At 32.2% G+C, this 25,762-nt stretch carries 27 protein-coding genes; 26 read left to right on the forward strand and 1 reads right to left on the reverse strand.

The window, feature by feature from the left end; genetic code table 11:
- The first annotated feature begins 14 nt into the window (after positions 1-14).
- On the forward strand, positions 15-992 hold the full coding sequence (locus ES674_RS02880) for a DUF4837 family protein (protein WP_148402474.1): 978 nt from the start codon (positions 15-17) through the stop codon (positions 990-992).
- 69 nt (positions 993-1,061) lie between these two features.
- Here the strand turns inward: ES674_RS02880 and ES674_RS02885 are convergent, their stop codons facing one another.
- Positions 1,062-1,247 (reverse strand): Sec-independent protein translocase subunit TatA/TatB, encoded by a 186-nt coding sequence (locus tag ES674_RS02885; RefSeq protein ID WP_148402475.1) that lies wholly within the window; start codon positions 1,245-1,247, stop codon positions 1,062-1,064.
- Between the two features lie 118 nt (positions 1,248-1,365).
- Between ES674_RS02885 and ES674_RS02890 the strand changes: the two genes are divergently transcribed.
- The 25 genes from ES674_RS02890 to ES674_RS03010 all read left to right on the forward strand — a co-directional run bounded on the left by ES674_RS02890 (position 1,366) and on the right by ES674_RS03010 (position 25,519).
- Entirely contained in the window at positions 1,366-2,235 is an 870-nt protein-coding gene (locus ES674_RS02890) for a M23 family metallopeptidase (RefSeq protein WP_148402476.1), read from the forward strand.
- The gene (locus ES674_RS02895) at positions 2,235-3,737 is read left to right on the forward strand and encodes a GH3 family domain-containing protein (RefSeq protein WP_148402477.1); all 1,503 of its coding nucleotides are present in this window, start codon (positions 2,235-2,237) and stop codon (positions 3,735-3,737) included. Before ES674_RS02890 ends, ES674_RS02895 begins: the two co-directional genes overlap by 1 nt.
- A 28-nt stretch (positions 3,738-3,765) precedes the next feature.
- The gene (locus tag ES674_RS02900; RefSeq protein ID WP_148402478.1) at positions 3,766-5,460 is read left to right on the forward strand and encodes a DUF6909 family protein; all 1,695 of its coding nucleotides are present in this window, start codon (positions 3,766-3,768) and stop codon (positions 5,458-5,460) included.
- A 6-nt stretch (positions 5,461-5,466) separates the two neighbouring features.
- Positions 5,467-6,534 carry a hypothetical protein gene (locus tag ES674_RS02905; protein ID WP_148402479.1) on the forward strand — a complete coding sequence of 356 codons (1,068 nt, stop codon included), beginning with the start codon at positions 5,467-5,469 and terminating at the stop codon, positions 6,532-6,534.
- On the forward strand, positions 6,524-7,579 hold the full coding sequence (gene rfbB / locus ES674_RS02910) for a dTDP-glucose 4,6-dehydratase (RefSeq protein WP_148402480.1): 1,056 nt from the start codon (positions 6,524-6,526) through the stop codon (positions 7,577-7,579). Before ES674_RS02905 ends, rfbB begins: the two co-directional genes overlap by 11 nt.
- A 50-nt stretch (positions 7,580-7,629) precedes the next feature.
- A complete protein-coding gene (gene rfbA, locus ES674_RS02915; protein WP_148402481.1) occupies positions 7,630-8,496 on the forward strand; it encodes a glucose-1-phosphate thymidylyltransferase RfbA in 867 nt (288 codons plus the stop codon).
- Complete coding sequence (gene rfbC, locus ES674_RS02920; protein ID WP_148402482.1) at positions 8,497-9,042, forward strand: dTDP-4-dehydrorhamnose 3,5-epimerase; 546 nt, start codon at positions 8,497-8,499, stop codon at positions 9,040-9,042.
- On the forward strand, positions 9,039-9,896 hold the full coding sequence (rfbD, locus tag ES674_RS02925) for a dTDP-4-dehydrorhamnose reductase (RefSeq protein WP_148402483.1): 858 nt from the start codon (positions 9,039-9,041) through the stop codon (positions 9,894-9,896). The genes rfbC and rfbD overlap by 4 nt, the downstream gene beginning before the upstream one ends.
- Positions 9,889-10,683: a 3'(2'),5'-bisphosphate nucleotidase CysQ gene (cysQ, locus tag ES674_RS02930; protein ID WP_148402484.1), complete on the forward strand. Its 795-nt coding sequence runs from the start codon at positions 9,889-9,891 to the stop codon at positions 10,681-10,683. Before rfbD ends, cysQ begins: the two co-directional genes overlap by 8 nt.
- Positions 10,683-11,111: a DUF2061 domain-containing protein gene (locus ES674_RS02935; RefSeq protein WP_148402485.1), complete on the forward strand. Its 429-nt coding sequence runs from the start codon at positions 10,683-10,685 to the stop codon at positions 11,109-11,111. Before cysQ ends, ES674_RS02935 begins: the two co-directional genes overlap by 1 nt.
- Positions 11,112-11,114: 3 nt before the next feature.
- Positions 11,115-11,717, forward strand: coding sequence for an adenylyl-sulfate kinase (cysC, locus tag ES674_RS02940; RefSeq protein WP_148402486.1), 603 nt, complete (start codon positions 11,115-11,117; stop codon positions 11,715-11,717).
- The gene (gene cysD, locus ES674_RS02945; RefSeq protein ID WP_148402487.1) at positions 11,710-12,615 is read left to right on the forward strand and encodes a sulfate adenylyltransferase subunit CysD; all 906 of its coding nucleotides are present in this window, start codon (positions 11,710-11,712) and stop codon (positions 12,613-12,615) included. Before cysC ends, cysD begins: the two co-directional genes overlap by 8 nt.
- A 38-nt stretch (positions 12,616-12,653) precedes the next feature.
- The gene (gene cysN / locus ES674_RS02950) at positions 12,654-13,907 is read left to right on the forward strand and encodes a sulfate adenylyltransferase subunit CysN (protein ID WP_148402488.1); all 1,254 of its coding nucleotides are present in this window, start codon (positions 12,654-12,656) and stop codon (positions 13,905-13,907) included.
- 209 nt (positions 13,908-14,116) lie between these two features.
- Positions 14,117-14,683: a hypothetical protein gene (locus ES674_RS02955; protein WP_148402489.1), complete on the forward strand. Its 567-nt coding sequence runs from the start codon at positions 14,117-14,119 to the stop codon at positions 14,681-14,683.
- Positions 14,684-14,767: 84 nt separating this feature from the next.
- The gene (gene pseB, locus ES674_RS02960; RefSeq protein WP_148402490.1) at positions 14,768-15,781 is read left to right on the forward strand and encodes a UDP-N-acetylglucosamine 4,6-dehydratase (inverting); all 1,014 of its coding nucleotides are present in this window, start codon (positions 14,768-14,770) and stop codon (positions 15,779-15,781) included.
- Positions 15,782-15,787: 6 nt separating this feature from the next.
- Complete coding sequence (gene pseC / locus ES674_RS02965; protein ID WP_148402491.1) at positions 15,788-16,936, forward strand: UDP-4-amino-4,6-dideoxy-N-acetyl-beta-L-altrosamine transaminase; 1,149 nt, start codon at positions 15,788-15,790, stop codon at positions 16,934-16,936.
- Complete coding sequence (gene pseF / locus ES674_RS02970) at positions 16,929-17,639, forward strand: pseudaminic acid cytidylyltransferase (protein WP_148402492.1); 711 nt, start codon at positions 16,929-16,931, stop codon at positions 17,637-17,639. The genes pseC and pseF overlap by 8 nt, the downstream gene beginning before the upstream one ends.
- Positions 17,614-18,633, forward strand: a complete 1,020-nt coding sequence (pseG, locus tag ES674_RS02975; protein ID WP_148402493.1) for a UDP-2,4-diacetamido-2,4,6-trideoxy-beta-L-altropyranose hydrolase — start codon at positions 17,614-17,616, stop codon at positions 18,631-18,633. Before pseF ends, pseG begins: the two co-directional genes overlap by 26 nt.
- Positions 18,633-19,271, forward strand: a complete 639-nt coding sequence (locus ES674_RS02980; protein ID WP_148402494.1) for a formyltransferase family protein — start codon at positions 18,633-18,635, stop codon at positions 19,269-19,271. Before pseG ends, ES674_RS02980 begins: the two co-directional genes overlap by 1 nt.
- A 134-nt stretch (positions 19,272-19,405) precedes the next feature.
- Complete coding sequence (locus ES674_RS02985) at positions 19,406-20,332, forward strand: DapH/DapD/GlmU-related protein (RefSeq protein WP_148402495.1); 927 nt, start codon at positions 19,406-19,408, stop codon at positions 20,330-20,332.
- A 2-nt stretch (positions 20,333-20,334) separates the two neighbouring features.
- Positions 20,335-21,393 carry a pseudaminic acid synthase gene (gene pseI / locus ES674_RS02990; RefSeq protein ID WP_148402496.1) on the forward strand — a complete coding sequence of 353 codons (1,059 nt, stop codon included), beginning with the start codon at positions 20,335-20,337 and terminating at the stop codon, positions 21,391-21,393.
- The gene (locus tag ES674_RS02995) at positions 21,393-22,100 is read left to right on the forward strand and encodes a PIG-L deacetylase family protein (RefSeq protein ID WP_148402497.1); all 708 of its coding nucleotides are present in this window, start codon (positions 21,393-21,395) and stop codon (positions 22,098-22,100) included. The genes pseI and ES674_RS02995 overlap by 1 nt, the downstream gene beginning before the upstream one ends.
- A 156-nt stretch (positions 22,101-22,256) precedes the next feature.
- Positions 22,257-23,498: a hypothetical protein gene (locus ES674_RS03000; RefSeq protein ID WP_148402498.1), complete on the forward strand. Its 1,242-nt coding sequence runs from the start codon at positions 22,257-22,259 to the stop codon at positions 23,496-23,498.
- A 151-nt stretch (positions 23,499-23,649) separates the two neighbouring features.
- The gene (locus ES674_RS03005) at positions 23,650-24,168 is read left to right on the forward strand and encodes an acyltransferase (protein ID WP_148402499.1); all 519 of its coding nucleotides are present in this window, start codon (positions 23,650-23,652) and stop codon (positions 24,166-24,168) included.
- Positions 24,169-24,172: 4 nt separating this feature from the next.
- A complete protein-coding gene (locus ES674_RS03010; RefSeq protein ID WP_148402500.1) occupies positions 24,173-25,519 on the forward strand; it encodes a hypothetical protein in 1,347 nt (448 codons plus the stop codon).
- Positions 25,520-25,762 lie beyond the last annotated feature (243 nt).

The following is a 25,762-nucleotide window of genomic DNA, read 5'->3' on the forward strand; positions in this document are numbered from 1 at the left end:
AACATATCACTATCATGCAAAAAATGTTTCTTGCCGCCATGGCTTTACTTCTAATTACAGCTTGTAACGATGGCAATTCTTCTAATAAACGTATTCTTTCGGAATCTTCAGGAAAAATCAATAATTTATCGGTAGTTGTCGATAATGATTTATGGGAAGGTAGTGTTGGTGAAACTATCAGAAATATTTTAGCGGCACCTGTTCATGGCTTGCCACAAGATGAACCGCTATTTATTTTAAGTCAAATTCCACCACTTGTTTTTACCGATTTTGCACAGAAGAGCAGAATTGTTTTAAAAATTGAAAAAAGTGATAAGCCGAATGTGAAAATCGCTAATAATGTGTTTGCTAGACCGCAACGTGTTGTGGTTGTTTCAGGAGGTAGTGAAGAAGAAATTTCTCAACAATTAACGTTGCATGCTGATCAAATAGTAATGGCTTTAAAAAACGAGGAAATAAAGGAACAGCAGCGTCGTATTAAAATTGCGCCTCATACCAATAATACAATTAAAAAGAAATTAGGCGTTAGTATTACTTTTCCATCGGCATATAGAATTGCTTCGGAAGACGGAAAATTCTACTGGATTCGTAAAGATATAACGACTGGAACCACCAATATTTTATTATATGAATTGCCATACGGAAGTATTAAGGACAATGATAGTTTGGTGAGTCAAATAATTAAAGTCCGCGATTCCATAGGTAAAGCCCATATTCCTGGACCGTTAGATGGATCCTATATGGTAACAGAAGATGCGTACACACCATTTTTAGCAAAAACAACTATTGATGATAAGCTTGCATTTGAAACACGAGGAATTTGGGATGTCAAAAACGCTTTTATGTCTGGACCATTTGTAAATTATGTGATAGATGATGTAAGCAATAGTCGACTTTTAGTTGTTGAAGGCTTTGCGTTTGCACCATCTGTAGACAAGCGCGACTATATGTTTGAATTAGAAGCTATAATCAAATCCATAGAATTTAAGTAAATTACTAAAATAAAACACAAAAAAACCCAACATGATTATGTTGGGTTTTTTTATATGTCTTAAAAAAGATTATTCTTTTTTATCGTTTTTTTCAATCTCTTCTTCTTTGCTAGCGTCTTTAAATTCTTTAATTCCGCTACCTAAACCACGCATTAATTCAGGGATTTTTTTACCTCCAAATAATAACAACACAATAATAACAATTAGTGCTATTTGCCATGGTCCTATTGCCAATGGTAACATATATAAACTCATAAAGCTTTATTTTAAAGCACAAAGTTAATAATTAAAGTTTAATATAAACGTTTTAACACCAACTTTAGCATGAACTAAATACGATACTGCCGTAATTTTAATTAATTTTGTGAGACATATGGCTAATAAAAAGAAGAAACCCAGAAAGTTCACCAAGAAACTGCTCAATAAGTATCGTTTGGTTATTTTAAATGAGGATACCTTTGAAGAGCGTATTTCTTTAAAATTAACGCGACTTAATGTGTTTGTTTTATTGTCATTATCTACCATATTTTTGGTTGTTGCCACGACTATTTTAATTGCCTTTACATCGCTTCGGGAATACATTCCGGGCTATTCATCTGTTGCCCTTAAAAAACGTGCTACAGAATTGAACTATAAAACAGATTCCTTACAACAAGTAATAGCCATAAACGAGCGCTACTTTACATCCATTAAAAAAGTGCTATATGGTGAAGTAAGCAAAATAGATTTTAATAAAGATTCTATTATTGAAGCTACCAGACAGGAAGCCAAAACTTTTGATTTATCGCCTTCTGAAGAAGATTCCATATTACGAGAGCGCGTTAAAAAAGAGGATAAATATAATTTGTTTGAATCGGCAAAACTCAATACCAGTTTTATATTATTTCCGCCAGTTTCAGGTGAAATCTCACAAGAATATAATGTGAAAGAAAAACATTTTGCCGTGGATATTGTTGCTGAAAAAGATACACCCGTAAAAGCAACTGCAGATGGTACCGTAATTTTTGCAGACTGGACTACCGAAGCTGGTTACGTTATTATTTTAGAACACAGTCAGAGCCTAATTTCCGTTTATAAGCACAATGCTTTATTAACAAAAACCCAAGGCGATATTGTTACGGCTGGCGAAGTTATTGCCACCACTGGAAATACAGGCTTAATGACGACTGGACCGCACTTACATTTTGAACTGTGGAGTGATGGTTACCCAATTAATCCAACTAATTTTATAGATTTTAAATAATGTTTTCACTAAAAGCCCTATTGGCGAAACCATTTGCCAAGTATATTGTAAAGAAAGCGCAAAAGTGGATTGATAATCCTATTGATACTCAAAAACAAGTGTTTGAAGAGCTTATTAGTGATGCCGCGTCCACAGCATTTGGAACCGATCATGATTTTTTGAGTATTAAGAATCACGCTGATTTTGTAAAGCGTGTTCCAATTCGTGATTACGAAGAATTAAAACCCTACGTAGACCGCATGGTTGCCGGTGAATCTGATGTTTTATGGAAAGGAAAACCACTTTATTTTGCCAAAACATCGGGAACCACATCTGGGGCTAAATACATTCCCTTAACAAAAGAAAGTATGCCAACGCATATTGCAGCAGCAAGGAATGCTATTTTAACTTATATTCATGAAACTGGGAATGCAGATTTTGTATCGGGTAAAATGATTTTCTTACAAGGAAGCCCTGTTTTAGAGGAACAAAATGGCATTCAATTAGGGCGTTTATCAGGAATTGTAGCGCATTTTGTGCCACAGTATTTGCAGAAAAACCGCATGCCTTCTTGGGAAACAAATTGTATAGATGACTGGGAAACCAAAGTGGAGGCTATTGTAGAAGAAACGCTTCCTGAAAATATGACAGTTATTTCAGGGATTCCGTCTTGGGTGCAAATGTATTTTGAGAGAATTCAAGAGAAAACAGGACAGAACGTAGGAGATGTTTTTAAAAACTTCAATCTCTTTATTTTTGGAGGTGTTAATTATGAACCCTATCGCGCTAAATTTGAAACTTTAATAGGTCGGAAAGTAGATAGTATTGAATTATATCCAGCTAGTGAAGGTTTTTTCGCCTATCAAGATAAACAAAGTGAAAAAGGCATGTTGTTACTTTTAAATTCAGGAATTTTTTATGAATTTGTAGTTGCAGAAACGTTTTTTAATGAAAATCCTATTCGTTTAACTTTAAAAGATGTTGAAATTGGCGTTAATTACGTGATGATTATTTCCACAAATGCCGGACTTTGGGCTTACAATGTAGGCGATACCGTTATGTTTACGTCAACTAAACCATACCGTGTTATAGTTTCAGGACGAATCACACATTTTATTTCCGCTTTTGGTGAACATGTTATTGGAAAAGAAGTGGAACACTCTTTACAAGAAGCCATAAAAGAAACGGATTTTCAAATTTCAGAATTTACCGTAGCACCGCAAATAAATCCAGAATCGGGTTTACCTTTTCATGAGTGGTTTATAGAATTTGAAAATCAAATTGAAGATGTTTCACAATTAGCAGCGAAAATTGATGCAGCTTTACAAAATCAAAATAGCTATTATTTCGACCTCATAAAAGGGAAGGTTTTACAACCTTTAAAAATAACAATGGTAGCTAAAAATGGCTTTCAAGATTATATGAAATCCATAGGAAAATTAGGTGGTCAGAACAAATTACCTCGTTTATCCAATGATCGTAAAATAGCAGATAAAATCTACGATTTGAATTTGATTAAATAATAGTATATTTGAAAATTAAACAGTTTCTATGAATAAGAAAAAGCATCATGCTAGAACGAGAGCCCAAGAAAGCTCAAATGCGATTGAAAGAATGTATATTACCATGAGACATCTATTTAATCGTGGTTTCTATAAGCCTATGGGTGTTTCAGGTGAAACGCTTCGTGAGGCTTTGTTGCTTTTAAGGCCTGAAATTTACGGTTCTATAGTTGATGAAAAAGCAGAACTAGAAGGTCTTTTATATGTTGTAGACCGTTTACCTCAAGGTATAGAAGAATGCATGTTTATTAATTTAACAAGTGATGAAGGTTATAGTAATTCACACTTTAAGCCTATCATTCCTCCAAAAAGACGAAGAAATTGTTATCGTATTGACGATGAACAAATGAATATTGAAATTACCCGTGGACGTTCAGAAATCTATGATATTTTAACGCATTTAACCTTTATGTTTGTGGAATCTCACAAAATTAGTAAACGTGTTTTAATTGATGAATCGGGCGGTACTACTCGCGATTGGATCAAATTAGAAAAAGCCGTTTTAGCCAATAAAAAGCTGACTCAAAATGAACGCGAAGTAGCCATTACGCACACGGCAAATATTCTTGGTCGCACCTTTGATGAGTTGAGTTTTGTATATGGCCAATTTCAAACTCCAGAACAACCTGAACGTTTATTACATATTGTATATTGGTTAGGCAAATTAGCAATTGAAGAAGTTATCAATAATAATAAACGCACTATTACCTTTAGTCCCGTTTTAAGAGAGCGACTTGGTCACCATATTCACGGTGAAATTTGGGCAGATAACATTAAAAATACCCTTTATAAAAATGATCTTTTAAAAAGACCTATTCATATTATTAGTGCCAATATGCACAGTGTTATGAATACGCTTTATACACCAACGGCTTTAAAAAGTATGCTGGCTAAAAAGACCATATTTCAGGTTTATGAAGAATTAAGTAAAAAAGAAAATGAAACGCTTCGAGATAAGGTAACCAATCAAGCATTGCAAAATGGGATGATTTATATTCCTGATGCATCGGGAACCAATATAGATGTTCAAATTTTTGATACGGCAAAATTAGACTTATCGAAAACAGATTTAGATATTCATGCAACAGATGAAAAATCTGAAATGCCTATTATTTTTGTAATGGATTATGCCTTTGGCGAACAAGCTTATGAAACCATTGACGAATTGCTAAAACCAGCATTAATTGATAGTAAAAGTATTCATTTAAACATCGCGTCTGTTTCTATAATGGGTAAAGCCGGAATTTTAGAAGGTGGAAAAGGTGATATTATGATACCATCTGCCCATATTTTTGAAGGCACAGCAGATAATTACCCATTTGTAAATGAGTTATCCAAAGCTGATTTTGAAGGTGATGGATTAGCCGTTTTTGAAGGTTCTATGATAACTGTTTTAGGAACTTCATTGCAAAATAAAGACATTTTAAAGTTTTTCTATAATTCTACTTGGCATGTTATAGGTTTAGAAATGGAAGGCGCTCATTATCAAAAAGCCATTCAGTCTGCTTCTAAAGTAAGAAAAACTATTAATCCAGACGTTAAAGTACGCTATGCCTATTACGCTAGTGATAATCCTTTAGAAACAGGCGGAACGCTTGCTTCAGGAGGATTAGGAACATCTGGTGTTAAACCAACCTATTTAATAACCCGAAAAATATTGCAACAAATCTTTAATAACCAGTAATTAAATATGAACGAATATCCTCCAAAATCTGATCCACCAAACAACTCGGAAGAAGTTGATTTAGGTCAATTATTTAATGGAATTGGAAATGCCTTTAGCAGATTAATTAATTTTATAGTTTCCATCTTTGTAGCCATATTTTCGGTTATTATTTATACGTTAAGAGCGTTAATAGTAAACATTAAAATAATTATTGTAGTCATGGTTGTTGCAGCCGTCATTGGTTATGCCTGGGAGCGCACTCGGCCAGCAGTCTATAGCTCATCTATGTTAATAAGACCCTATTTTGAATCTAAATTTCAGTTTGTTACTAATATTGGTTATTACAATGCACTACTGAATAATGGAAATTATGGCGTAATTGCCGATTTATTCGCAATAAATGAAGAAGAAGCTGCAGCTATAAATGGTTTTGAAATTGAACCAGGACCAGAAACAGAGAACGAAAAAATAGTTCAGTATAACACCTTTTTAAGTACTATGGATAGTACTATGACTCAGTCTATCAGTTACACTAAATTCATTGAGAACAGGAGTATTTATAGTGGTGATTTATTCCAAATAACGGTACATTCCTATAAAAACGATATTTTCACGAAACTGGAGGAAGGCGTTACCAATTCCTTTACGAACTCCTATTCATTAAAAAGAATGCAAAAGCGAGATTCCTTGCTTACAATTCAAAAAAATAACATTGTTTCACAACTAACTCAAGTAGATTCTTTACAGAAAATTTATATTAAAGTTCTGGAAAAACAGTCAAATTCACAGTCAAATGAGATTAGTTTTGGAGGTGAAGGTTTTTCCTTAAGTAAAGATAAACCCAACACACGAGAATACGATTTATTAGAAAAGGAAATTACTTTAAGAAATGAATTAAGAGAGCTACAAGAGAAAAAAGTAGATGAAGATGTGTTTTTTGATGTTATTTCAAATTTCCAAAAAATAGGAAAGAAAACCGTTAAATGGCAACAACGCTATTCTATTTTGTTCCCAATATTTGCTTTTATACTACTGTGTTTAATTTATGCAACCAGAAAAATAGTTAAGTACGTTAAAAGTTATGAAGCATAAAAAAACGATATTAATAACGGGAGGAGCAGGATTTATTGGATCTCATGTTATACGATTATTTGTAAACAAATATCCGGAGTATCATATTTTTAATTTAGACAGTTTAACCTATGCTGGTAATTTAGAGAATTTAACGGATATTGAATCTAAACCCAATTACACGTTTCTAAAAGCTGATATTACGGATGAAACGCTCATTAATCAACTTTTTAAAGAACATAAATTTGAATACGTTATTCACTTAGCAGCGGAATCTCATGTAGATAGATCTATAAAGGATCCTTTAGCTTTTGTGAAAACAAACGTTATAGGTACAATGATTCTTTTAAATGCTTTTAAAAGTACGTGGAAAGACAATTTCAATGATAAATTGTTCTATCACATAAGTACAGATGAGGTTTATGGAACATTAGGAGAAACAGGTTTGTTTACGGAAACAACATCATACGATCCTAATTCGCCCTATTCAGCTTCTAAAGCAAGTTCAGATCATTTTGTAAGAGCTTATGGCGAAACCTATGGCATGCCTTATGTTATTTCAAATTGCTCTAATAACTATGGGCCAAATCAATTTCCTGAAAAATTAATTCCTTTATTTTTAAATAATATTATAAATAAAAAGTCACTTCCTGTTTATGGAGATGGTAATTATACGCGAGATTGGCTTTATGTTATAGATCATGCAACAGCAATAGATACTGTTTTTCATAGGGGTATTATTAGTGAAACATATAATATTGGTGGGTTTAATGAATGGAAAAATATTGATTTGGTTTCGCTACTTTGCGACCAAATGGATAGTTCTTTAGGTCTCGATAAGGGAACTTCAAAAGGATTAATAACCTACGTAAAAGATAGACCTGGCCATGATTTGCGTTACGCCATAGACGCTTCGAAAATAAAAAACGAGTTGGGTTGGGAACCATCAGTAACTTTTGAGCAAGGTTTAGAAAAAACAATTGCTTGGTATTTGAGCAATTCAGATTGGTTAAAAAATGTAACTACTGGCGCTTACCAAACTTACTACGAAAAAGAATATAATTAAATTGTTAGTTTCCTAGAATACAATTAATTATTCAGCAAAATAGTATCGCAATGAAAGGAATTATACTTGCCGGAGGATCCGGAACTAGATTACATCCATTAACCTTATCAGTAAGTAAGCAATTAATGCCTATTTACGATAAACCTATGATTTATTATCCACTTTCTACATTAATGTATGCTGGAATTAAAGAGATTTTAATTATCTCCACGCCAAAAGATTTACCACTTTTTGAAGATTTATTAGGCGATGGTGAAAAGTATGGCTGTACGTTTAAATACGCGGTTCAAGAAGCACCAAATGGATTAGCAGAAGCTTTTATTATTGGAGAAGAATTTATTGGAAATGATAAGGTAGCTTTAATTTTAGGAGATAATATTTTCTACGGTTCAGGATTGGCTAAACTACTTCAAAGTAACAATAATCCTGATGGAGGTGTTATTTATGCCTATCGTGTTCATGATCCAGAACGTTATGGTGTGGTTGAATTTAATTCGGATGGACATGCTATTTCTATTGAAGAGAAACCGGAAGTTCCAAAATCAAATTATGCAGTTCCAGGTATCTACTTTTATGATAATTCAGTAGTTAATATCGCAAAAAACATTAAACCAAGTCATAGAGGCGAACTGGAAATTACAGATGTTAACCGCGAGTATTTAAGTCAAGGTAAATTAAGTGTTAGTATTTTAGATCGGGGTACGGCTTGGTTGGACACGGGCACTTTTCAATCCCTTATGCAAGCCTCTCAATTTGTGGAGGTATTAGAGGAGCGGCAAGGTTTAAAGATAGGATCTATTGAAGCAGCAGCTTTTGAAATGGGTTATATATCAGAAAAAGCATTTGTAGAGCTTGCTAATCCATTATTAAAAAGTGGTTATGGTAAAAACTTATTAGGTTTATTAAATAACAAGTAAATGACGGTAATAGAAACGAGCTTAAAGGACTGTTTTATATTTGAACCTAAAGTTTTTGGAGATAAAAGAGGTTATTTTTTTGAATCCTTTAATCAACATCAGTTTAATAAATTAACTGACACCAACATTAACTTTGTTCAGGACAATGAATCTTACTCAACCAAAGGCGTTTTAAGAGGTTTGCATTATCAATTAGGTAAACACGCACAATCCAAGTTAGTTCGTGTTATAACGGGTAGCGTATTGGATATAGCGGTGGATATTAGAAAGGATTCTCCAACTTTTGGCCAACATGTAGCAGTAGAATTAACTTCCGAAAATAAACGGCAGTTTTTTGTACCAAAAGGATTTGCTCATGGTTTTGTGGTTTTAAGTGAAACGGCAACCTTTGCTTATAAATGCGATAATTATTATAATAAAGAATCTGAAGGCGGCATAATTTATAATGATCCGACCTTGAATATTGATTGGCAATTACCTGAAAGGGAACTTTTAGTTTCCGAAAAAGATGTTATTTTACCAACATTAGAGCATGCAAAATTATGATTAATGTATTAGTTACTGGAGGAAATGGACAATTGGCACACTGTATTAAAGATTTAGAAAGTTTAAATACTGACTTGAAAATTACCTACACTGATTATCAGGAATTAGATATTACCGATTTAACAGCCGTTAAAGCATTTTTCAAAAACAACAACGTTGATTATTGTATTAATTGTGCAGCTTACACCGCAGTTGATCAAGCTGAAAAAGAACCTGAAAAAGCATCTCAAATAAACGTAATTGGTGCTAAAAATTTAGCCGTTGCCTGTGAGGAAAATAAGGCCACATTAATTCATATATCTACTGATTTTATATTCAATGGTGAAAAATCAAGTCTTTACAATGAGGATGATATTACAAGTCCTATAAGTGTTTATGGTGAAACTAAATTGAATGGGGAACTTCAAATTCAAAACGTTCTTAACGAATATTTTATTTTAAGAACGTCCTGGTTATATTCTGAACACGGTAATAATTTCATGAAAACCATGATAAAATTATCTAAAGAAAGAGATCAATTACGTGTGGTATCTGATCAAATTGGTACACCAACCTATGCAACAGATTTAGCTTCTGTAATTATAAACTTAATATCTACAAACAATAATCAGTACGGAATTTACCATTATAGTAATGAAGGCGTGGCTAGTTGGTATGATTTTGCCAAAGCTATATTTGAAGAAATAGGATCTAAAATAGAACTATTACCTATTAAAACTTCGGAATATCCAACGCCTGCCAAAAGACCAAAATTTAGTGTGCTTGATAAATCTAAAATCAAGAGCACGTTGCAAATAGAAATTCCGCATTGGAGAGATAGCTTAAGGAAAGCTTTATTAAAATATAATGAATAAGCATTTACAAATTGCCATAGAATCATCTTTAAAAGCTGGAATAGCCATAATGCAAGTTTATGAAACCGCTTTCAACGTCGAAACTAAAGATGATAATTCGCCTTTAACAGAAGCGGATATGCAGGCAAATACGATTATTAATTCCTATTTACTTCCTACGCAAATCTCTATAATTTCTGAAGAAAATAAACAAACAGATTATAGCATCAGAAAAAATTGGAATACCTGTTGGATTGTAGATCCTGTAGATGGAACCAAGGAATTTGTAAAGCGCAATGGTGAATTTACTGTAAATATAGCTTTAGTTACAAACGGAAAACCGGTTTTAGGCGTTATTTATGTGCCCGCAACCAAAACGCTTTATTATGCAGAAGTAGATTCAAATAAAGCATTTAAAGCGGATTTGAAATCTCATGACACATCTTTTGAGCAGGTTTTAAAGTTAGCGGAAAAACTTCAACCTAAAAAGAAGAAATCGAAAGTAATTCAAGTGGTTGGCAGTCGTTCCCACATGAATAAGGAGACATTAGATTTTATAGAAAGTTTGAAATCGGAAGGAAAAGATGTAGAAATTGTTTCTAAAGGAAGTTCTTTAAAATTTTGTTTATTGGCAGAAGGTTTAGCAGATGTATACCCGCGTTTTGCGCCTACAATGGAATGGGATACAGCGGCAGGACACGCTATTTGTAATGCAGTCGGTTTGGAAGTTATTTCAACAGAAACCAAAAAGCCACTTGTTTATAATAAGGAAAATTTATTGAATAGTCACTTTTTAGTTGGCGTATAATGAAAGACAAATCCTATAGAAGACATCTTGCCAAAACCATTACGTGGCGTTTTATAGGAACCATGGACACCATTATTTTGTCATGGATTATCACTGGTAATCCATTTATAGGTTTTAAATTAGGCCTTGCTGAAGTGAGTACGAAATCAATCCTGTATTATCTGCATGAACGTGTTTGGTATAAAATAAACTTAACCAAAGAAGGTGTTACATTAGAAAGTAAAAAGAGGCATTTAGCCAAAACCATAACCTGGCGACTAATAGGTACTTTAGATACTATGACGTTGGCTTGGATTATTTCTGGAAATCCATTGGCTGCTTTACAGATTGGTTTAGCTGAAGTGTTTACTAAAATGATTTTATATTATTTTCATGAACGTGTTTGGTACAGGGTTAATTTTGGTTTACCAACGCGTAAAAACCTATAAGTTATGTCAAAAAACATAGTTCCACATGAGTATCAAATAACGGCTTATGATAGACAGAAATTGAATGGGCATAATTCACTTTTACTTTGGTTTACAGGTCTTTCTGGTTCTGGAAAGTCAACTATTGCCAATAAATTAGAGTTAAAGCTATTCCAAGAAGGCATAAAAACATATAGTTTAGATGGTGATAATATTAGAAACGGTATTAATGTAGATTTAACATTTTCACCAGAACATCGCACCGAAAATATTCGAAGAATTGGCGAAATAGCAAACTTGATGTTAGATGCTGGTTTAGTAACATTAGCAGCCTTTGTTTCGCCTTATAAAAAAGATCGCATGAATATTAGAAGTATCGTTAAAGATGTTAACTTTGTTGAAATTTACGTCAATACCAGTCTAGAAGAATGTGTGAAACGAGACGTAAAAGGCCTGTATGAAAAAGCTTTAGCAGGTGAAATAAAAAATATGACAGGAATTTCAGCTCCTTATGAAGCACCAGAAAATCCAGATCTTGAAATCTTTACTGAAACAGAATCTGTAGAACAAGCTGTAGAGCGAATTTTAGATTATATCAGACCAAAATTGCATGGCGATAATGAGTAAATATTATTTAAATTATTTAGATGAGTTAGAAAGCGAAGCCATATTTGTTTTACGCGAAGTTTGGGCGCAATTTGAAAATCCCGTTATCTTATTTTCGGGTGGGAAAGATTCTATTTTAGTAACGCATTTAGCCAAAAAAGCGTTTTTTCCTGCTAAAATTCCCTTTGCTTTAATGCATGTAGATACGGGTCACAATTTTCCAGAAACCATTCAATTTCGAGATGATATAGTAAAAGATTTAGGCTTAAAACTTCTTGTTGGATCTGTACAAGCATCTATAGACAATGGTCGTGTAGCAGAAGAACGGGGTAAAAATGCCACCAGAAATGCTTTACAAACCACAACTCTTTTAGATGCTATTGAAACCCATATAATAGACTGTGCCATTGGCGGGGGGCGTCGTGATGAAGAAAAAGCACGTGCTAAAGAGCGTTTCTTTTCACATAGAGATGATTTTGGACAATGGGATCCTAAAAATCAACGCGCTGAATTATGGAATATTTTTAACGGTAAACATTTTCAGGGTGAACATTTTAGAGCTTTCCCAATAAGTAACTGGACCGAAATGGATGTTTGGAATTATATTAATCGTGAAAATATCGCCATTCCTTCTTTGTATTTTGCTCATGAGCGACAAGTGGTGAAGCGTGATGGAACTTGGATTCCTTTTTCTGAATTTCTGGTTTTAGAAGATCATGAAGAAGTACTAACCAAAAAAATCCGGTTTAGAACTCTAGGTGACATCACCATTACTGGTGGCGAGGAGTCTGAAGCTGATACTTTAGAGAAAATTACAGCAGAAGTTTCTGGAATGCGAAATACAGAACGCGGCAATAGAAGTGATGATAAGCGTTCAGAATCCGCTATGGAAGATAGAAAACGACAAGGTTATTTTTAATAGGACGACTATAAAATAAAAAGCGAATTAATGACAATATGATAGATAACAATCAATTATTACGTTTCACAACGGCAGGCAGTGTTGATGACGGTAAGAGCACCTTAATTGGTCGTTTGTTATACGATTCCAAGTCTATTTTTGAAGATCAATTAAAATCTATTGAAAATACCAGTCAAAAAAAGGGATTTGAAGGGATAGATTTAGCTCTATTCACAGATGGATTACGCGATGAACGAGAACAAGGCATTACCATTGATGTTGCTTACAGATATTTTACCACACTTAAACGTAAATTTATAATTGCTGATACTCCAGGCCATATTCAATACACCCGAAATATGGTTACAGGTGCATCTACCGCTAATGCTGCTATTATTTTAATTGATGCAAGACACGGTGTTATTGAACAAACCAAACGTCACGCTTTTATTGCATCATTATTGCAAATTTCCCATGTTATTGTCTGCATCAACAAGATGGATCTAGTTGATTTTTCAGAAAACGTCTTCAATACCATCAGTAATCAATTTGAGAGTTTTTGTTCTAAAATGCTTATAAAAGATGTCCGATTTATCCCTATTTCAGCATTACTCGGTGATAATGTTGTTAATAGATCAGAGAATATGACTTGGTATCAAGGCGCTCCTTTATTACACACTTTAGAAACGTTGCATATAAGTAGTGATATTAATAAAGTAGATGCACGTTTTCCAGTGCAAACAGTTTTAAGGCCACAAAGTGAAACGCATCGCGATTATCGTGGTTATGCAGGACGAATTGCTAGCGGTGTTTTTAGAACTGGCGATGAAATAACAGTAATGCCATCCGGTTTTTTGAGTAAAATTAAATCGATAGATACTTTTGAAGGGGCATTGGAGGAAGCCTTCGCGCCTATGTCCGTTGCTATTACTTTAGAAGATGATATTGATATCAGTCGAGGGGACATGATTGTTCGTTCTAATAACAAACCTGAAGCTTCTCAAGATATAGAGGTTATGCTATGCTGGCTTCATAATAAGCCAGCGAAACCAAGAGCAAAATATACTATTAAACACACTTCTAATGAGCAAAAAGCTATGATTCAAGAAGTTATTTATAAAATAGATATTCATACTTTGGAGCGTAAATCGGAGGATGACACTTTGTGTATGAATGATATTTTAAAAGTGAAAATTCGTACCACAAAACCTTTAATGGTAGACTCATACAGAGATAATCGTACAACAGGAAGTATTATTTTAATTGATGATGCCACCAATGAAACCGTAGCAGCGGGAATGATAGTTTAAATTGAATAGGTGATAATTTATTAAGAAACCTCACATATTCCAAAAATCACCAAATAAAGTACCTCACTTAAATTTTTAATTTAATTTATATGTATCACAGAATATAATGCCGCTGTTTTAGCAGCGTTATTTATTCGCTTTTACTGAAGATTAGTATTATTTATTATATTTTTACGTTATTAACAAAGGAGAGTTCAAATGATTAGGTCATGATAAGAATAAAAATGAGTTTGCTTTTATGCTGTTTATTGTTTTTTAGTTTTGGATGCAATCAGAAACCAGATAAAAAACCTGTAAAAACAGTTGAAGAAGATGTAGTAGAAGTAGCGGAATCAGAAAAGTATTTTTCTTTGACGCTTGAAGCCATTGTTAAAAATGAAGATATTTTCTCTTTATTCTACACGCAATATGATGACGAAAAATTCTCTGTTGATCAAATGATAACAACGAAAGTATATCCAAGTGATGACATGCAATTAATTAAATTTAAGTTGCCTGAATCTGATTTTCCATTCAACATAAGATTAGATTTTGGCAGCAATTCAGCTCAAGGAAACATTATTATTTCTGAATGTGATTTCAAGTATTTTAACTCCAGTTTCAAGATCAAAGGAAGAGAACTCCATAATTATTTTAGTTTTAATGAAGGAATTGAAATGCTTCAGGATTCAACAACATTTAAATTGAAAAAATTCACAGACGCAAGTGGAGAAAAATACGACCCTTATATTATCGGGAATGATCGTTGTGTTATTACTTTGCAACAGGAGATATAATTAAAAATAGTTGAAGCAGAATTTTTATAGTTCCACTATTATTCTGTTTTTAAAAATTCACATATATAAAATCAACACGCTAAAATGTTATATTTAAAAGGAAAATCTATATTAATTACGGGAGGAACAGGTTCATTAGGAAAAGCTTTAACTTCTCATATATTAAACAAATATCCTGAAGTTAGAAGATTAATTATTTATTCTAGAGACGAACAGAAACAGTTTCAAATGGCTCAAGAATATCCAGTTGAAAAATATCCTCAAATTCGTTATTTTATTGGAGATGTTAGAGATAGAGAACGTTTAATAAGAGCATTCCAAGATGTCGATTATGTCATTCATGCTGCCGCTATGAAACATGTTCATATTGCAGAATATAACCCAGACGAGTGTATTAAAACTAACATTGGTGGCGCTGAAAATGTGGTAGACGCCTGTTTAAAAACCAAGGTGGAACGCGTTGTTGCACTTTCAACTGATAAAGCTTGCGCTCCAATTAATTTATATGGCGCAACCAAATTAACATCGGATAAATTGTTTATAGCTGCCAATAATATAAAAGGTGAAAATCCAATTCGTTTTTCAGTTGTACGTTATGGAAACGTGATGGGTTCCAACGGTTCTGTTATTCCTTTCTTCATTAATAAAAAGAAGTTGGAGAATATTTTACCAATTACCGACCCAAATATGACACGTTTTAATATTTCGTTGCAAGGTGGAGTAGATATGGTTATGCACGCTTTAGAGCATGCTTGGGGAGGCGAATTGTTTGTGCCTAAAATTCCGTCTTATAAAATTATGGACGTAGCAAATGCTATTGGTCCAGATTGCGAAAAACCAACTGTAGGTATTAGACCAGGCGAAAAAGTGCATGAAGAAATGATTACATCTTCAGATTCTTTCTATACCTATGATCTTGGGAAATATTATACCATTTTACCTCCAACACATAAATGGAGTTTGGAAGAGTTTATAAATACATTTAGTGCCAAAAAAGCTCCTTATGGTTTTAGTTATAACTCCGGTGAAAATGAGGAATGGGAAACGGTTGATAGCCTACGTAAACTTATAAAAGAACATGTTGATCCTAACTTTTAAGAAGGCATGAGAAACGCAATACCTTACGGAAGACAAAATATCGAGCAAGATGACATTGATGCCGTTGTTAAAACTTTAACGGCCGATTTCTTAACCCAAGGACCGAAAGTTAAGGAGTTTGAGGATAAGTTTGCAGCTTACAATGGTGCCAAATATGCTGTAGCTGTTAATAACGCAACATCGGGTTTACATTTAGCTGTTTTAGCTTTAGGCTTAAAAGAAGGAGAACGTGTAATTACTACTCCAATTACTTTTGTGGCATCAGCAAACTGCGTCAGATATGCAGGTGGTGAAGTGTGGTTTGCGGATATTGATCCAGATACGTATTTGCTTTCTCTGGAGAGTACTAAAAAACTTATTGAAAGTAAACCTAAAGGATTTTTTAAAGGAATTATTCCTGTAGATTTCGCAGGATTGCCTGTTGATTTAGAAGCTTTCAAATCATTGGCTCAAGAACATGATTTATGGATTATAGAAGATGCATGTCACGCGCCTGGAAGTTATTTTAAAGATTCAAAAGGTGAAACACAAATGTGTGGAAACGGAGCGTATGCCGATATTGGTATATTTTCATTTCATCCTGTAAAACATATTGCATGTGGAGAAGGTGGTATGCTTACTACTAATTCCGAAGAACTTTTTAAGAAATTGTCCTTATTAAGAACCCATGGAATTACCAAGGAAAATATGGCTGAAGATCATGGAGGCTGGTTTTACGAAATGCAAGAGCTGGGTTATAATTATAGATTAACGGATATTCAATCTGCATTAGGTATTACCCAATTAGCTAAAAACAAAGTAGGAGTAGCTAGAAGAAATGTGATAGCAAAGAAATATAAAAAAGCTTTTATTGGAAAAATAAAGTTTCAAAGTTTACCTGAAGGTAATCTTAACGCGCATCACTTATTTGTTATTGAAGTTGAAGACAGAAAAGGTTTATATGACTTTTTGAGAACGCAGAATATTTTTGCGCAAATACATTATATTCCGGTGCACACCATGCCGTATTACAAAGAAATTGGTTATGATACAGCTCATTTAACCTGTGCTGAAAATTATTATTCCAAATGCATAAGTTTGCCTATGTACCCGAGTTTAACTGATGAAGAACAAGATTTTGTAATAGAAAAAGTAACATCTTTCATCAATGGCTAATTTAGCAATAATACCAGCAAGAGGAGGAAGTAAGCGTATACCAAGAAAGAATATTAAATCTTTTTTAGGAAAACCCATTATTGCGTATTCTATTGAAGCTGCCCTAAACAGTAATTTGTTTGATGAGGTTATGGTGTCTACAGACGATGAAGAAATAGCAGAGATAGCTATAAAATACGGTGCTAAAGTTCCATTTTTAAGGAGTGAGAAGAATGCAGATGACTATGCATCAACAGTCGATGTTATTATTGAAGTTGTTGAGACTTACAAAAATAATGATAAATTATTTGATTATGTATGCTGTATTTATCCAACAGCTCCCTTTGTAACAGTACAAAAATTAAATAAAAGTTTAGAACTGATTAAAAGTAAGCTTTTAGACACTGTATTCCCTGTAATTCAATATAGTTTTCCTGTGCAGAGAGCTATGAGAGCATTTGAAAAGGATTTCATACGCATGATTCAACCTGAATATATGGGCGCTAGATCTCAAGATTTAGAGCCAACTTACCATGACGCGGGCCAATTTTATTGGTTGAAAACCGAGAAAATTGTATTACAAAGGAAATTATGGACAGATTGCACAGGTTATATTGAAATTAATGAACTGGAAGCCCAAGATATTGATACAGAAACAGACTGGAAAATTGCAGAGTTAAAATATAAAATGATGGCTGATGCAGGAGAAAAAAATCCTATTTAGAGCAGACGGGAATTCAGAAATTGGTTTGGGACATCTATACAGAACTTTTGCTTTAATAGAAATGTTAAAGGAAAATTATGAGTGTAGATTAGTAACGCGTTCGGATTCTGAATTAATTATCATTCCAAAAACATATAAAGTAGATTTAGTTCCAGTAAGTATATATATTAACGATGAACCCAAATGGTTAGCGGAAAACTATAATACTTCTGCAAACTTAATTATAGCTGATGGTTATGCTTTTGATTCCAACTATCAAAAAGAAATTAAGAAATTGGGTTACAAACTTATTTATATTGATGATTTAACAACCATTGAAAATTCAGCAGATATAGTTATTAATCACTCTTTGGTTGTAACACGTGAACATTTTCAAGCAAAGCCATACACGAAATTTGCTTTGGGTTCTCACTTTGCCATGTTGAGGCCAAAGTTTATAGAAGTTGCAAAAAAAAGCAAACAACCTAAAAAAATTAAAGAAGCATTTATAAGTTTTGGAGGCGTAGATTTTTATGATTTAACTAGTAAAGCGGTTGAAGCTTTAATCAACATAAAATCTATACATAAAATCCATGTTTTAATTGGTGCAGCATATAAACATCAGAATATTTTTGAAATTGAAACAAGGAATTCAAATGTTAAAATATATAGGAATTTGTCGGAAGAAGAAGTTATTGGAGTTATGCAAAAATGTCAACTAGCAATAATACCATCTAGCACAATTAGTTATGAGGTGTGTTCAGTTAAGATGCTTATTATTTGCGGTTATTTTATTGATAATCAAGAGTTGATTTACAAAGGTTTGAAAAAAAATAATGTTATATTTCCAGCTGGAGATTATACTTTATATAATATCTCAAAATTTGAAGGAATTATAAATGAGGTGATTAATTCAGATATATCAACACAAAATCAAATGCTTAAAAATCAGAAAAAACTTTTTGATGGGAAACAAAAACAACGATTTTTAAACATTATAAATACACTATATTAATGAAAATTCAAGTACTGGTTGATAATCCCAACTCATGGATTTTGCCGTATTCAAAACAATTAATTTTAAAAATTCAAAATGAATTTGGAATTAAAGCGACTTTATTGCACAACCATAAAGATGTAAAAAGAGGAGACCTTTTATTTCTTTTAGCTTGTGAAAAAATCTTCAAAGATTTAAACTATAACACCCATAATTTAGTTATACATGAAAGTAATTTGCCAAAAGGCAAAGGTTGGTCTCCGCTTACTTGGCAAATTTTAGAAGGTGAAAATAAAATACCAATCACTCTATTTGAAGCTGTTGAAGCTGTTGATGCTGGCGAAATTTATCTACAAGATTATATAGAGTTAGACGGGCATGAATTGTTGGAAGAAATAAAACATCAGCAAGGATTAAAAACGATTGATTTAATTTTAGAATTTATAAAAAACAAAACTAAAATTTCAGGAAAACCACAAGAAGGTGAATCTACTTTTTATGCTAAAAGAGGGCCCAAAAACAGTGCTTTAGATATTTCTAAATCGATTGATGAACAATTCAACCTATTAAGAATTGTTGACAACGAGCGCTATCCCGCTTTTTTTATTAAAAACGGACAGAAGTACATTGTAAAAATTTACAAAGATGACTTGTGATTATATCGTAGCGTAAAGAGAGGTCAGAATTAAAATTATTACATATATAAAGAGTTTAAAAGAGAATTAATTGGTAATTATAATGGGTTGTTTTAAGATTAAGCGTGTTTAAAACAATCATTAACTTAAATTAAATGATTAAGAAAATTGAATTAGAAAACAACTCTTATTTTATTGGAGAGAATTTTTCAGTTGGAGAAAATTTTTCTATTGGTAGTAATAACGTTATTAGAGCAAGAAATTTTGTTTGTGGAGATAATGTTACAATAGGATCGAACAATAAATTTTTAATAGGAAAATCTATAGAAATAGGAGATTGTAGTTATATAGGAAATGATAATGATATTACAGTTTTAAGTGCAAAATTTGGTCATTATTTATACTTCGACTCTAATGTAATTATCGGACATGGTGGTAAAATGAATTACGATTCTAACATAACTATCGGAGATAAGTGTATGATATGTTCTTATGTTAAATTAAATACAAATTATAGTATAAATATAGGAGATAGTGTGGGTATTGGAGAATATGTGGATGTTTGGACTCATGGATCATTTCCTCCGGTTTTAGAAGGATATCCATCGCAATTTGGTAAAGTAATTATAGGCTCAAATGTATGGTTGCCGGCAAAAAGCACGGTCATGCCAGGAGTTGTGATTGGAGATGATATTGTAATAGGAGCTAATTCTATTATTAATAAAAACCTTCCATCTGGAAGTCTTTGTGCAGGAATGCCAGTAAAAATACTCAAAGAAAATATGTATCCAAAGGCGCTTTCTAATATGGATAAAAATGAAATTATTAAAGAGTCTCTTAATGAATACGAAAAGTTAAAAACCTTTAAAGAAATTGATTTCGAATACAATTACGAGAGTACGACCTTGCTTTTAAGAAGTAAAACAAGCACGTTCAATTTTAACGATATGACGATCACTGGAGAATTAACAAATGAAGGAGAAGATTTGCGAGATTTCCTTCGCAGAAGAGGCATGAAATTTTTTACTGGAAAACCCTTTAAATCAATTTTACCACCCGTATATAAAGATTTAATGAACTAGATATGAATAAGAATATTTTTATAGGAGATAGAGAAATTAGCAATACCTCTCCAGTTTTTATTATTGCAGAGTTATCTTGTAATCATAACGGCAAATTAGATTTAGCTTTAAAAACAATAGATGCTATGCATGAAGCAGGTGCCGATTGTGTAAAATTACAAACAAGTAAGCCAGATAGTATTACAATAGACTGTAGCGCCGAATCCTTTATTATTAAAGGAGGTACTCTTTGGGATGGTAAAACGCTTTTCGAATTATACCAACAAGTTTACACGCCTTGGGAATGGCACGAAGAGATTAAAAACTATGTCGAATCTAAAGGAATGGTTTTTTTCTCCTCTCCTTTTGATTTAAAAGCTGTTGATTTTTTAGAGGAACTGGGTGTACCAGCCTATAAAATAGCTTCTTTTGAAATAACTGATATTCCTTTAATTGAATACACTGCAAAAAAAGGGAAGCCTATTATTATATCTACCGGTATTGCTACAGAACAAGATATTGAATTGGCTATCCAAACATGTAAAAACGTAGGAAACGAAGATGTGATTATTTTGAAATGTACATCAGCTTATCCTACACCTTTAGAAGAGGTTAACTTGAAGGTTATTCCGGATATTAGAAAAAGATTTAATTGTTTGGTAGGGCTGTCAGATCATACTATGGGTACGATAGTGCCTTTAGGAGCCGTTAGTTTAGGGGCTAAAGTTATTGAAAAGCATTTCATACTAGATCGTTCTTTAGGTGGTCCTGATGCAGCATTTTCTATGGAGCCTGCTGAATTTAAAGAAATGGTGGATACCGTTAGAATGATGGAAAAAGCATTGGGTAAAGTAACTTATGAACTATCTGAAAAGGTAATGAAAAATAAACAATTTGCAAGATCCCTATTTATTACTGAAGATGTAAAAGAGAATACGATAATTACAGCAGAGAATGTTAAAAGTATTCGCCCTGGAAATGGATTACATCCAAAATATTATAATGAAATTTTAGGTAAGACCTTTAACCAACAACTATTACGAGGAACTCCTTTAACTATAGAAATGATTAATAAAGAATAATGGATTTTAAGAATAAGCGAATATTAGTTATCGTAGCACACCCTGATGATGAACTTTTGGGGCTGGGAGCTACAATTAATAAACTAATCCATGAATCTAACTGCATAGTAAGAGCAGTTATATTGGGAGAGGGTATTACTTCAAGATCAGATAAAAGAAATCCGGCATCTTGGACTAATGAATTAAAAAAGCATAGGGAAAATATTGAAAGCGCTCGAAAAGTAATTGGTTATGAGAGTGTCGGAATATATGATTTTCCAGATAATAGATTTGATTCTGTTGATTTATTAGACATTGTTAAAGTTGTAGAAGAGGAAAAAAATAGTTTTGATCCAGAAATTATCTTCACACATCATGGAGGTGACCTAAACATTGATCATCAAAGAACTTTTGAAGCAGTCATTACCGCAACAAGACCAATGTCTCATGAAAAAGTGACAACTATTATAACCTTTGAAACGCCTTCAGGAACCGAATGGAGAGCATCATCAGACCCTAGGCATTTTATACCAAATATGTTTATAAGTGTTTCAGAAAATCAAATTAATACTAAAATTAAAGGAATGGAAAGTTACGATTTTGAAAAAAGAACTTTTCCACACCCAAGGTCACCTGAAGCTTTAACTATTTTAGCAAAACAAAGAGGTCTTACAATTGGCCAACAATATGCAGAAGCTTTTGTGATAATCAGAACGATTTTAGTATAGAATCTAGGTGCATTCTAAATAATAAAATGGGTTAATTGTGAATGTTTTTGCTAAAAACATTGAAAAGATTAACACCCTCAAGTAAACAGGTAATTTGGAATTAATAACGTATTTTAAATAATTCATTTAAGATATTGCGCTTATTTAATAAAAATTTTGGAAAAATTAATTACGCTATTTAAGAATAACAAAACGCTCTTTAGGTTTATGGCCTTAAGTTATTTGGATAAAGCCATTATTTTCCTGTTACCTTTATTAGTTTTCCAGTTTTTTAAAGATCAATTGGTATATGTTTCCATTGAATATATTTATTCGATAACTACCGTTATTATTCCTCTTATAGATTTAGGATTGTCTGGATATTTCTTTTATGCTTATAGAAATAGTAAAAATCATAATGAGACTCTCAAGACTTTTGTAAAATCCTTTCAAAGACTTTATTTACTCCTTAGTATTATAGGTTTAGGCTTTATTGCTGTAAATTATTATAGTTTTGAGTATCAACCCTTAATTGTTTTTATTGTTTCTAGGCTGCTTTTTGTGTTAGCAACCGTTTTCTTTGCCTCTTATTATAGACTTACCAATAGACCTGAAAAAGCAGTGTATATAACGCTTTTTTCAAATGTACTTTCCTTGTCTTTTATTTTTGCATATTTCTTTTCTGGCTTAGAATTTTCGTTATGGCTGATATTTATAGGACAGATTTTATTTGCTATATTTTATCTTTTTAAGTGTATTATAGATATCTTTTTTAGAGATTCTGAAGGCGTTAAATATATCGAGATTAAAGGAATTTTTGTGAATGCCTTACTGTTTTCGTGGCCATCTATAATACAGGTGTTTATTATGATGTATATTGCAAATTATGGAAAATTGAACGCTTTAAACTCTATGTCATTGGACGAAGGAACTTTACTGTCCTTAACTCAAAGAAGTTCAATGCTAATACAATTAACTCATGCCTCCATACTCGCTTTTTTAATAAAAGAAATTTATGTTGCCAAAGATATTTTGTCTATTCAAAAAGGTATTCTATTTAAATATTTAATTATTTTAATAATGGCAACTTTAGGTGCATTAACGCTTATTTTAGGATATGTTTTTTACGTTAAAAGTGATTTTGATATTAACAGAACTGTTCTAGTTATATTTTGCATTATTTCTTATACTTTTTTATGGTGTATAAGTGCGTTTTTTGAAGTTTATTACGGTCGAGAAAACAAAAACAAATTTAAATTATATTTAGCTATAATTAATGGAATGTCCTTTATTTTAATTTTTAATATTATAGATGGCGGTTTTCTTGAAAAGACCGTTATTGCTATGCCTATTAGTGTTTTAGTATCACTGTTATGTAGCTTATTAATTTTAAAGAAAAGAAATTACTATTTACAATAATTAGTATATGAAGTCTCTAGGATCCCTTTTAATTTCGATTTTCCCCTTTAATAAAGTGCGCATTTTTTTATATCGCGTTATATTAAAGTATGATATTGATTACGAATCTAAAATAGGATTTTTAAATATTATAAATTGCACGTCTCTGAAAATGAGAGGTGCTAAAATTGGTTTTTTAAATCAAATTTTAGTTGACAAACTCAGTTTAGAGAATAATGCTTCTATTTCTAAAATGAATAGAATTAAGAGCATAAATATTTTGAGCCTAAAGGATAATGCGGAAATCCGTAGTGGAAATTTTATTGGAGCTCCAGTAAGAGGAACAGTTGATGAGGCCATTAACTTTGAAAATCAAAATATTTATGTTAATAGAAATAGTTCTATTTTAAGAAGTAATTATTTTGATGTTGTAGACGAAATTATTATTGGAGAAAATGTAGTATTTGGCGGAAATGGGAGTGAGATTTGGACTCATGGTTTTACTGTGAATAGAGAAATGTTATCGGGTAAAGTTATATTCGAAAATGACATTTTTATAGGTTCAAATTGTATTTTCACCAAAGGAATTACGGTTGTAAGCGAAACTACAATTGCACCAGCTAGTGTTATTTATAAAAGCATAATAGAAAAGGGTATTTATAGTACCCATGAATTAAGAAGAGTAAAATAGAAATATGAAAAACATATGTTTTATTGCGAATTATTACAAAACAGATGTTTTTGTTGAAATTGCAAAGGTCTTAAAGACAGATGATGTAAAAGCATTTTGGATTATACCTAATAGAAAACAGTATGAATTTTTAAAAACCATATTTCCTAAAAACCAATTATTATATATTGGAAAAAAGGAAGTTCTAGAATATAGTAATAAAGCCGATAATATTGATTTAAAAATAAATGAATTAGTATATGGCGATCGGGTTTTAAGAGAAGAGAATAAAAATTGGTCTTATGATTATTTGTTAAAATTACAAGAGTTAGTTTATCATTTTATAGAAACAAATGCCATTCAGTTTGTTTTTGGCGAGGTTACTTGGGCTCATGAGCTATTGGTTCATAGATTAACTAAAAATGCTAGAGAACTCAACTGTGAATATTTGAATCCGCATACTGTTAGAATTCCAAATGGTAGGTTTGCTTTTTTTCAAGATGAATTTCAGTCTCAAATTAAAGAGGTGTTAAATGTTATAGCAACTAATAGTTCTAACATTAAACTTGAAAAACCATCATATCTAGCAATCAACGACAAATTAATTGCTAAAAAAGGCACTCTTAAACACAATCTGATTTTAATTAAAAATTTTATTTTAAGAACCAATCAAGATGTTAATGATCCAACCTTGTTTAGTAATCCATTAACCCAGTTTAGAATTCGCACCTCCGAAATATATAATCGATTCCTTTTTAAAAGGTTCATTTCTGAAACTTTAGTGCAGAACCTACCACAAAACAAGAAAAAGCTTCTTTTTACATTGCATAAGCAACCTGAAGCCTCTATAGATGTTATTGGGAGGTATTATGAAAATCAATTAGATCTCATTACAAACATCTGGCGCATCCTTCCTGAAGGCTATATATTATTAGTGAAAGAACATTCCAATGCAATTGGTGATAGAAGCTTGAAATTTTATAAAAAGGTAAAAAAATTGCGTAACATTTATTTAATTGATAATAAAGCAGACTCACATCAATTACTGGATAATGTTGAAGGTGTTTTCACAGTTTCAGGAACTATAGCTTATGAAGCTGCAATAAAAGGAAAAAATGCCTTTACTTTTGCTCCAGCGTTTTTCAATAAAATGCTTACGTGCAAGGAAGTATCTTGGAAAGATTTTAAGAACAAGTCTTTAAATACATTATTAGATACCAACGAAGAAGGAATGAATGTTAATGAGTTTTCTAATTGGTTATTAAAAAATTCCTTTGAAGGTATTATGTCTGACGCTTTTGGAGACCCAAGATGTATGCATGAAGATAATATTAAAGCGTTAAGTGTTGGATTTTTAACAGTAATTTCATAAATATTTTGAAGCATTTAAAAGTTGATTACTATCTTTTTATAATCTGTGTACTAATCATAGTAGTATTCAAGGCGTCCGAATATGCCTTTATCCTTATTTTACCTGTTTTAGCTATTTCATATTATAGAGTAATTGTAAAAAGAGATATCACCACGGTATTGATTTTAATGCTGTCTTCAAGACTCATTATGGGGCCTTTTATTATTAACAGTAATATGTCTTTTAATATCCTTAATCTGATAT

This window comes from Bizionia myxarmorum, from assembly GCF_008086205.1.
Lineage (GTDB): Bacteria > Bacteroidota > Bacteroidia > Flavobacteriales > Flavobacteriaceae > Algorimicrobium > Algorimicrobium myxarmorum.

Coding starts and splice junctions, on each gene's coding strand:
- ES674_RS02880 (WP_148402474.1), top strand. CDS start 15: ATGCAAAAAATGTTTCTTGCCGCCATGGCTTTACTTCTAATTACAGCT.
- ES674_RS02885 (WP_148402475.1), bottom strand. CDS start 1,247: ATGAGTTTATATATGTTACCATTGGCAATAGGACCATGGCAAATAGCA.
- ES674_RS02890 (WP_148402476.1), top strand. CDS start 1,366: ATGGCTAATAAAAAGAAGAAACCCAGAAAGTTCACCAAGAAACTGCTC.
- ES674_RS02895 (WP_148402477.1), top strand. CDS start 2,235: ATGTTTTCACTAAAAGCCCTATTGGCGAAACCATTTGCCAAGTATATT.
- ES674_RS02900 (WP_148402478.1), top strand. CDS start 3,766: ATGAATAAGAAAAAGCATCATGCTAGAACGAGAGCCCAAGAAAGCTCA.
- ES674_RS02905 (WP_148402479.1), top strand. CDS start 5,467: ATGAACGAATATCCTCCAAAATCTGATCCACCAAACAACTCGGAAGAA.
- rfbB (WP_148402480.1), top strand. CDS start 6,524: ATGAAGCATAAAAAAACGATATTAATAACGGGAGGAGCAGGATTTATT.
- rfbA (WP_148402481.1), top strand. CDS start 7,630: ATGAAAGGAATTATACTTGCCGGAGGATCCGGAACTAGATTACATCCA.
- rfbC (WP_148402482.1), top strand. CDS start 8,497: ATGACGGTAATAGAAACGAGCTTAAAGGACTGTTTTATATTTGAACCT.
- rfbD (WP_148402483.1), top strand. CDS start 9,039: ATGATTAATGTATTAGTTACTGGAGGAAATGGACAATTGGCACACTGT.
- cysQ (WP_148402484.1), top strand. CDS start 9,889: ATGAATAAGCATTTACAAATTGCCATAGAATCATCTTTAAAAGCTGGA.
- ES674_RS02935 (WP_148402485.1), top strand. CDS start 10,683: ATGAAAGACAAATCCTATAGAAGACATCTTGCCAAAACCATTACGTGG.
- cysC (WP_148402486.1), top strand. CDS start 11,115: ATGTCAAAAAACATAGTTCCACATGAGTATCAAATAACGGCTTATGAT.
- cysD (WP_148402487.1), top strand. CDS start 11,710: ATGAGTAAATATTATTTAAATTATTTAGATGAGTTAGAAAGCGAAGCC.
- cysN (WP_148402488.1), top strand. CDS start 12,654: ATGATAGATAACAATCAATTATTACGTTTCACAACGGCAGGCAGTGTT.
- ES674_RS02955 (WP_148402489.1), top strand. CDS start 14,117: ATGATAAGAATAAAAATGAGTTTGCTTTTATGCTGTTTATTGTTTTTT.
- pseB (WP_148402490.1), top strand. CDS start 14,768: ATGTTATATTTAAAAGGAAAATCTATATTAATTACGGGAGGAACAGGT.
- pseC (WP_148402491.1), top strand. CDS start 15,788: ATGAGAAACGCAATACCTTACGGAAGACAAAATATCGAGCAAGATGAC.
- pseF (WP_148402492.1), top strand. CDS start 16,929: ATGGCTAATTTAGCAATAATACCAGCAAGAGGAGGAAGTAAGCGTATA.
- pseG (WP_148402493.1), top strand. CDS start 17,614: ATGCAGGAGAAAAAAATCCTATTTAGAGCAGACGGGAATTCAGAAATT.
- ES674_RS02980 (WP_148402494.1), top strand. CDS start 18,633: ATGAAAATTCAAGTACTGGTTGATAATCCCAACTCATGGATTTTGCCG.
- ES674_RS02985 (WP_148402495.1), top strand. CDS start 19,406: ATGATTAAGAAAATTGAATTAGAAAACAACTCTTATTTTATTGGAGAG.
- pseI (WP_148402496.1), top strand. CDS start 20,335: ATGAATAAGAATATTTTTATAGGAGATAGAGAAATTAGCAATACCTCT.
- ES674_RS02995 (WP_148402497.1), top strand. CDS start 21,393: ATGGATTTTAAGAATAAGCGAATATTAGTTATCGTAGCACACCCTGAT.
- ES674_RS03005 (WP_148402499.1), top strand. CDS start 23,650: ATGAGAGGTGCTAAAATTGGTTTTTTAAATCAAATTTTAGTTGACAAA.
- ES674_RS03010 (WP_148402500.1), top strand. CDS start 24,173: ATGAAAAACATATGTTTTATTGCGAATTATTACAAAACAGATGTTTTT.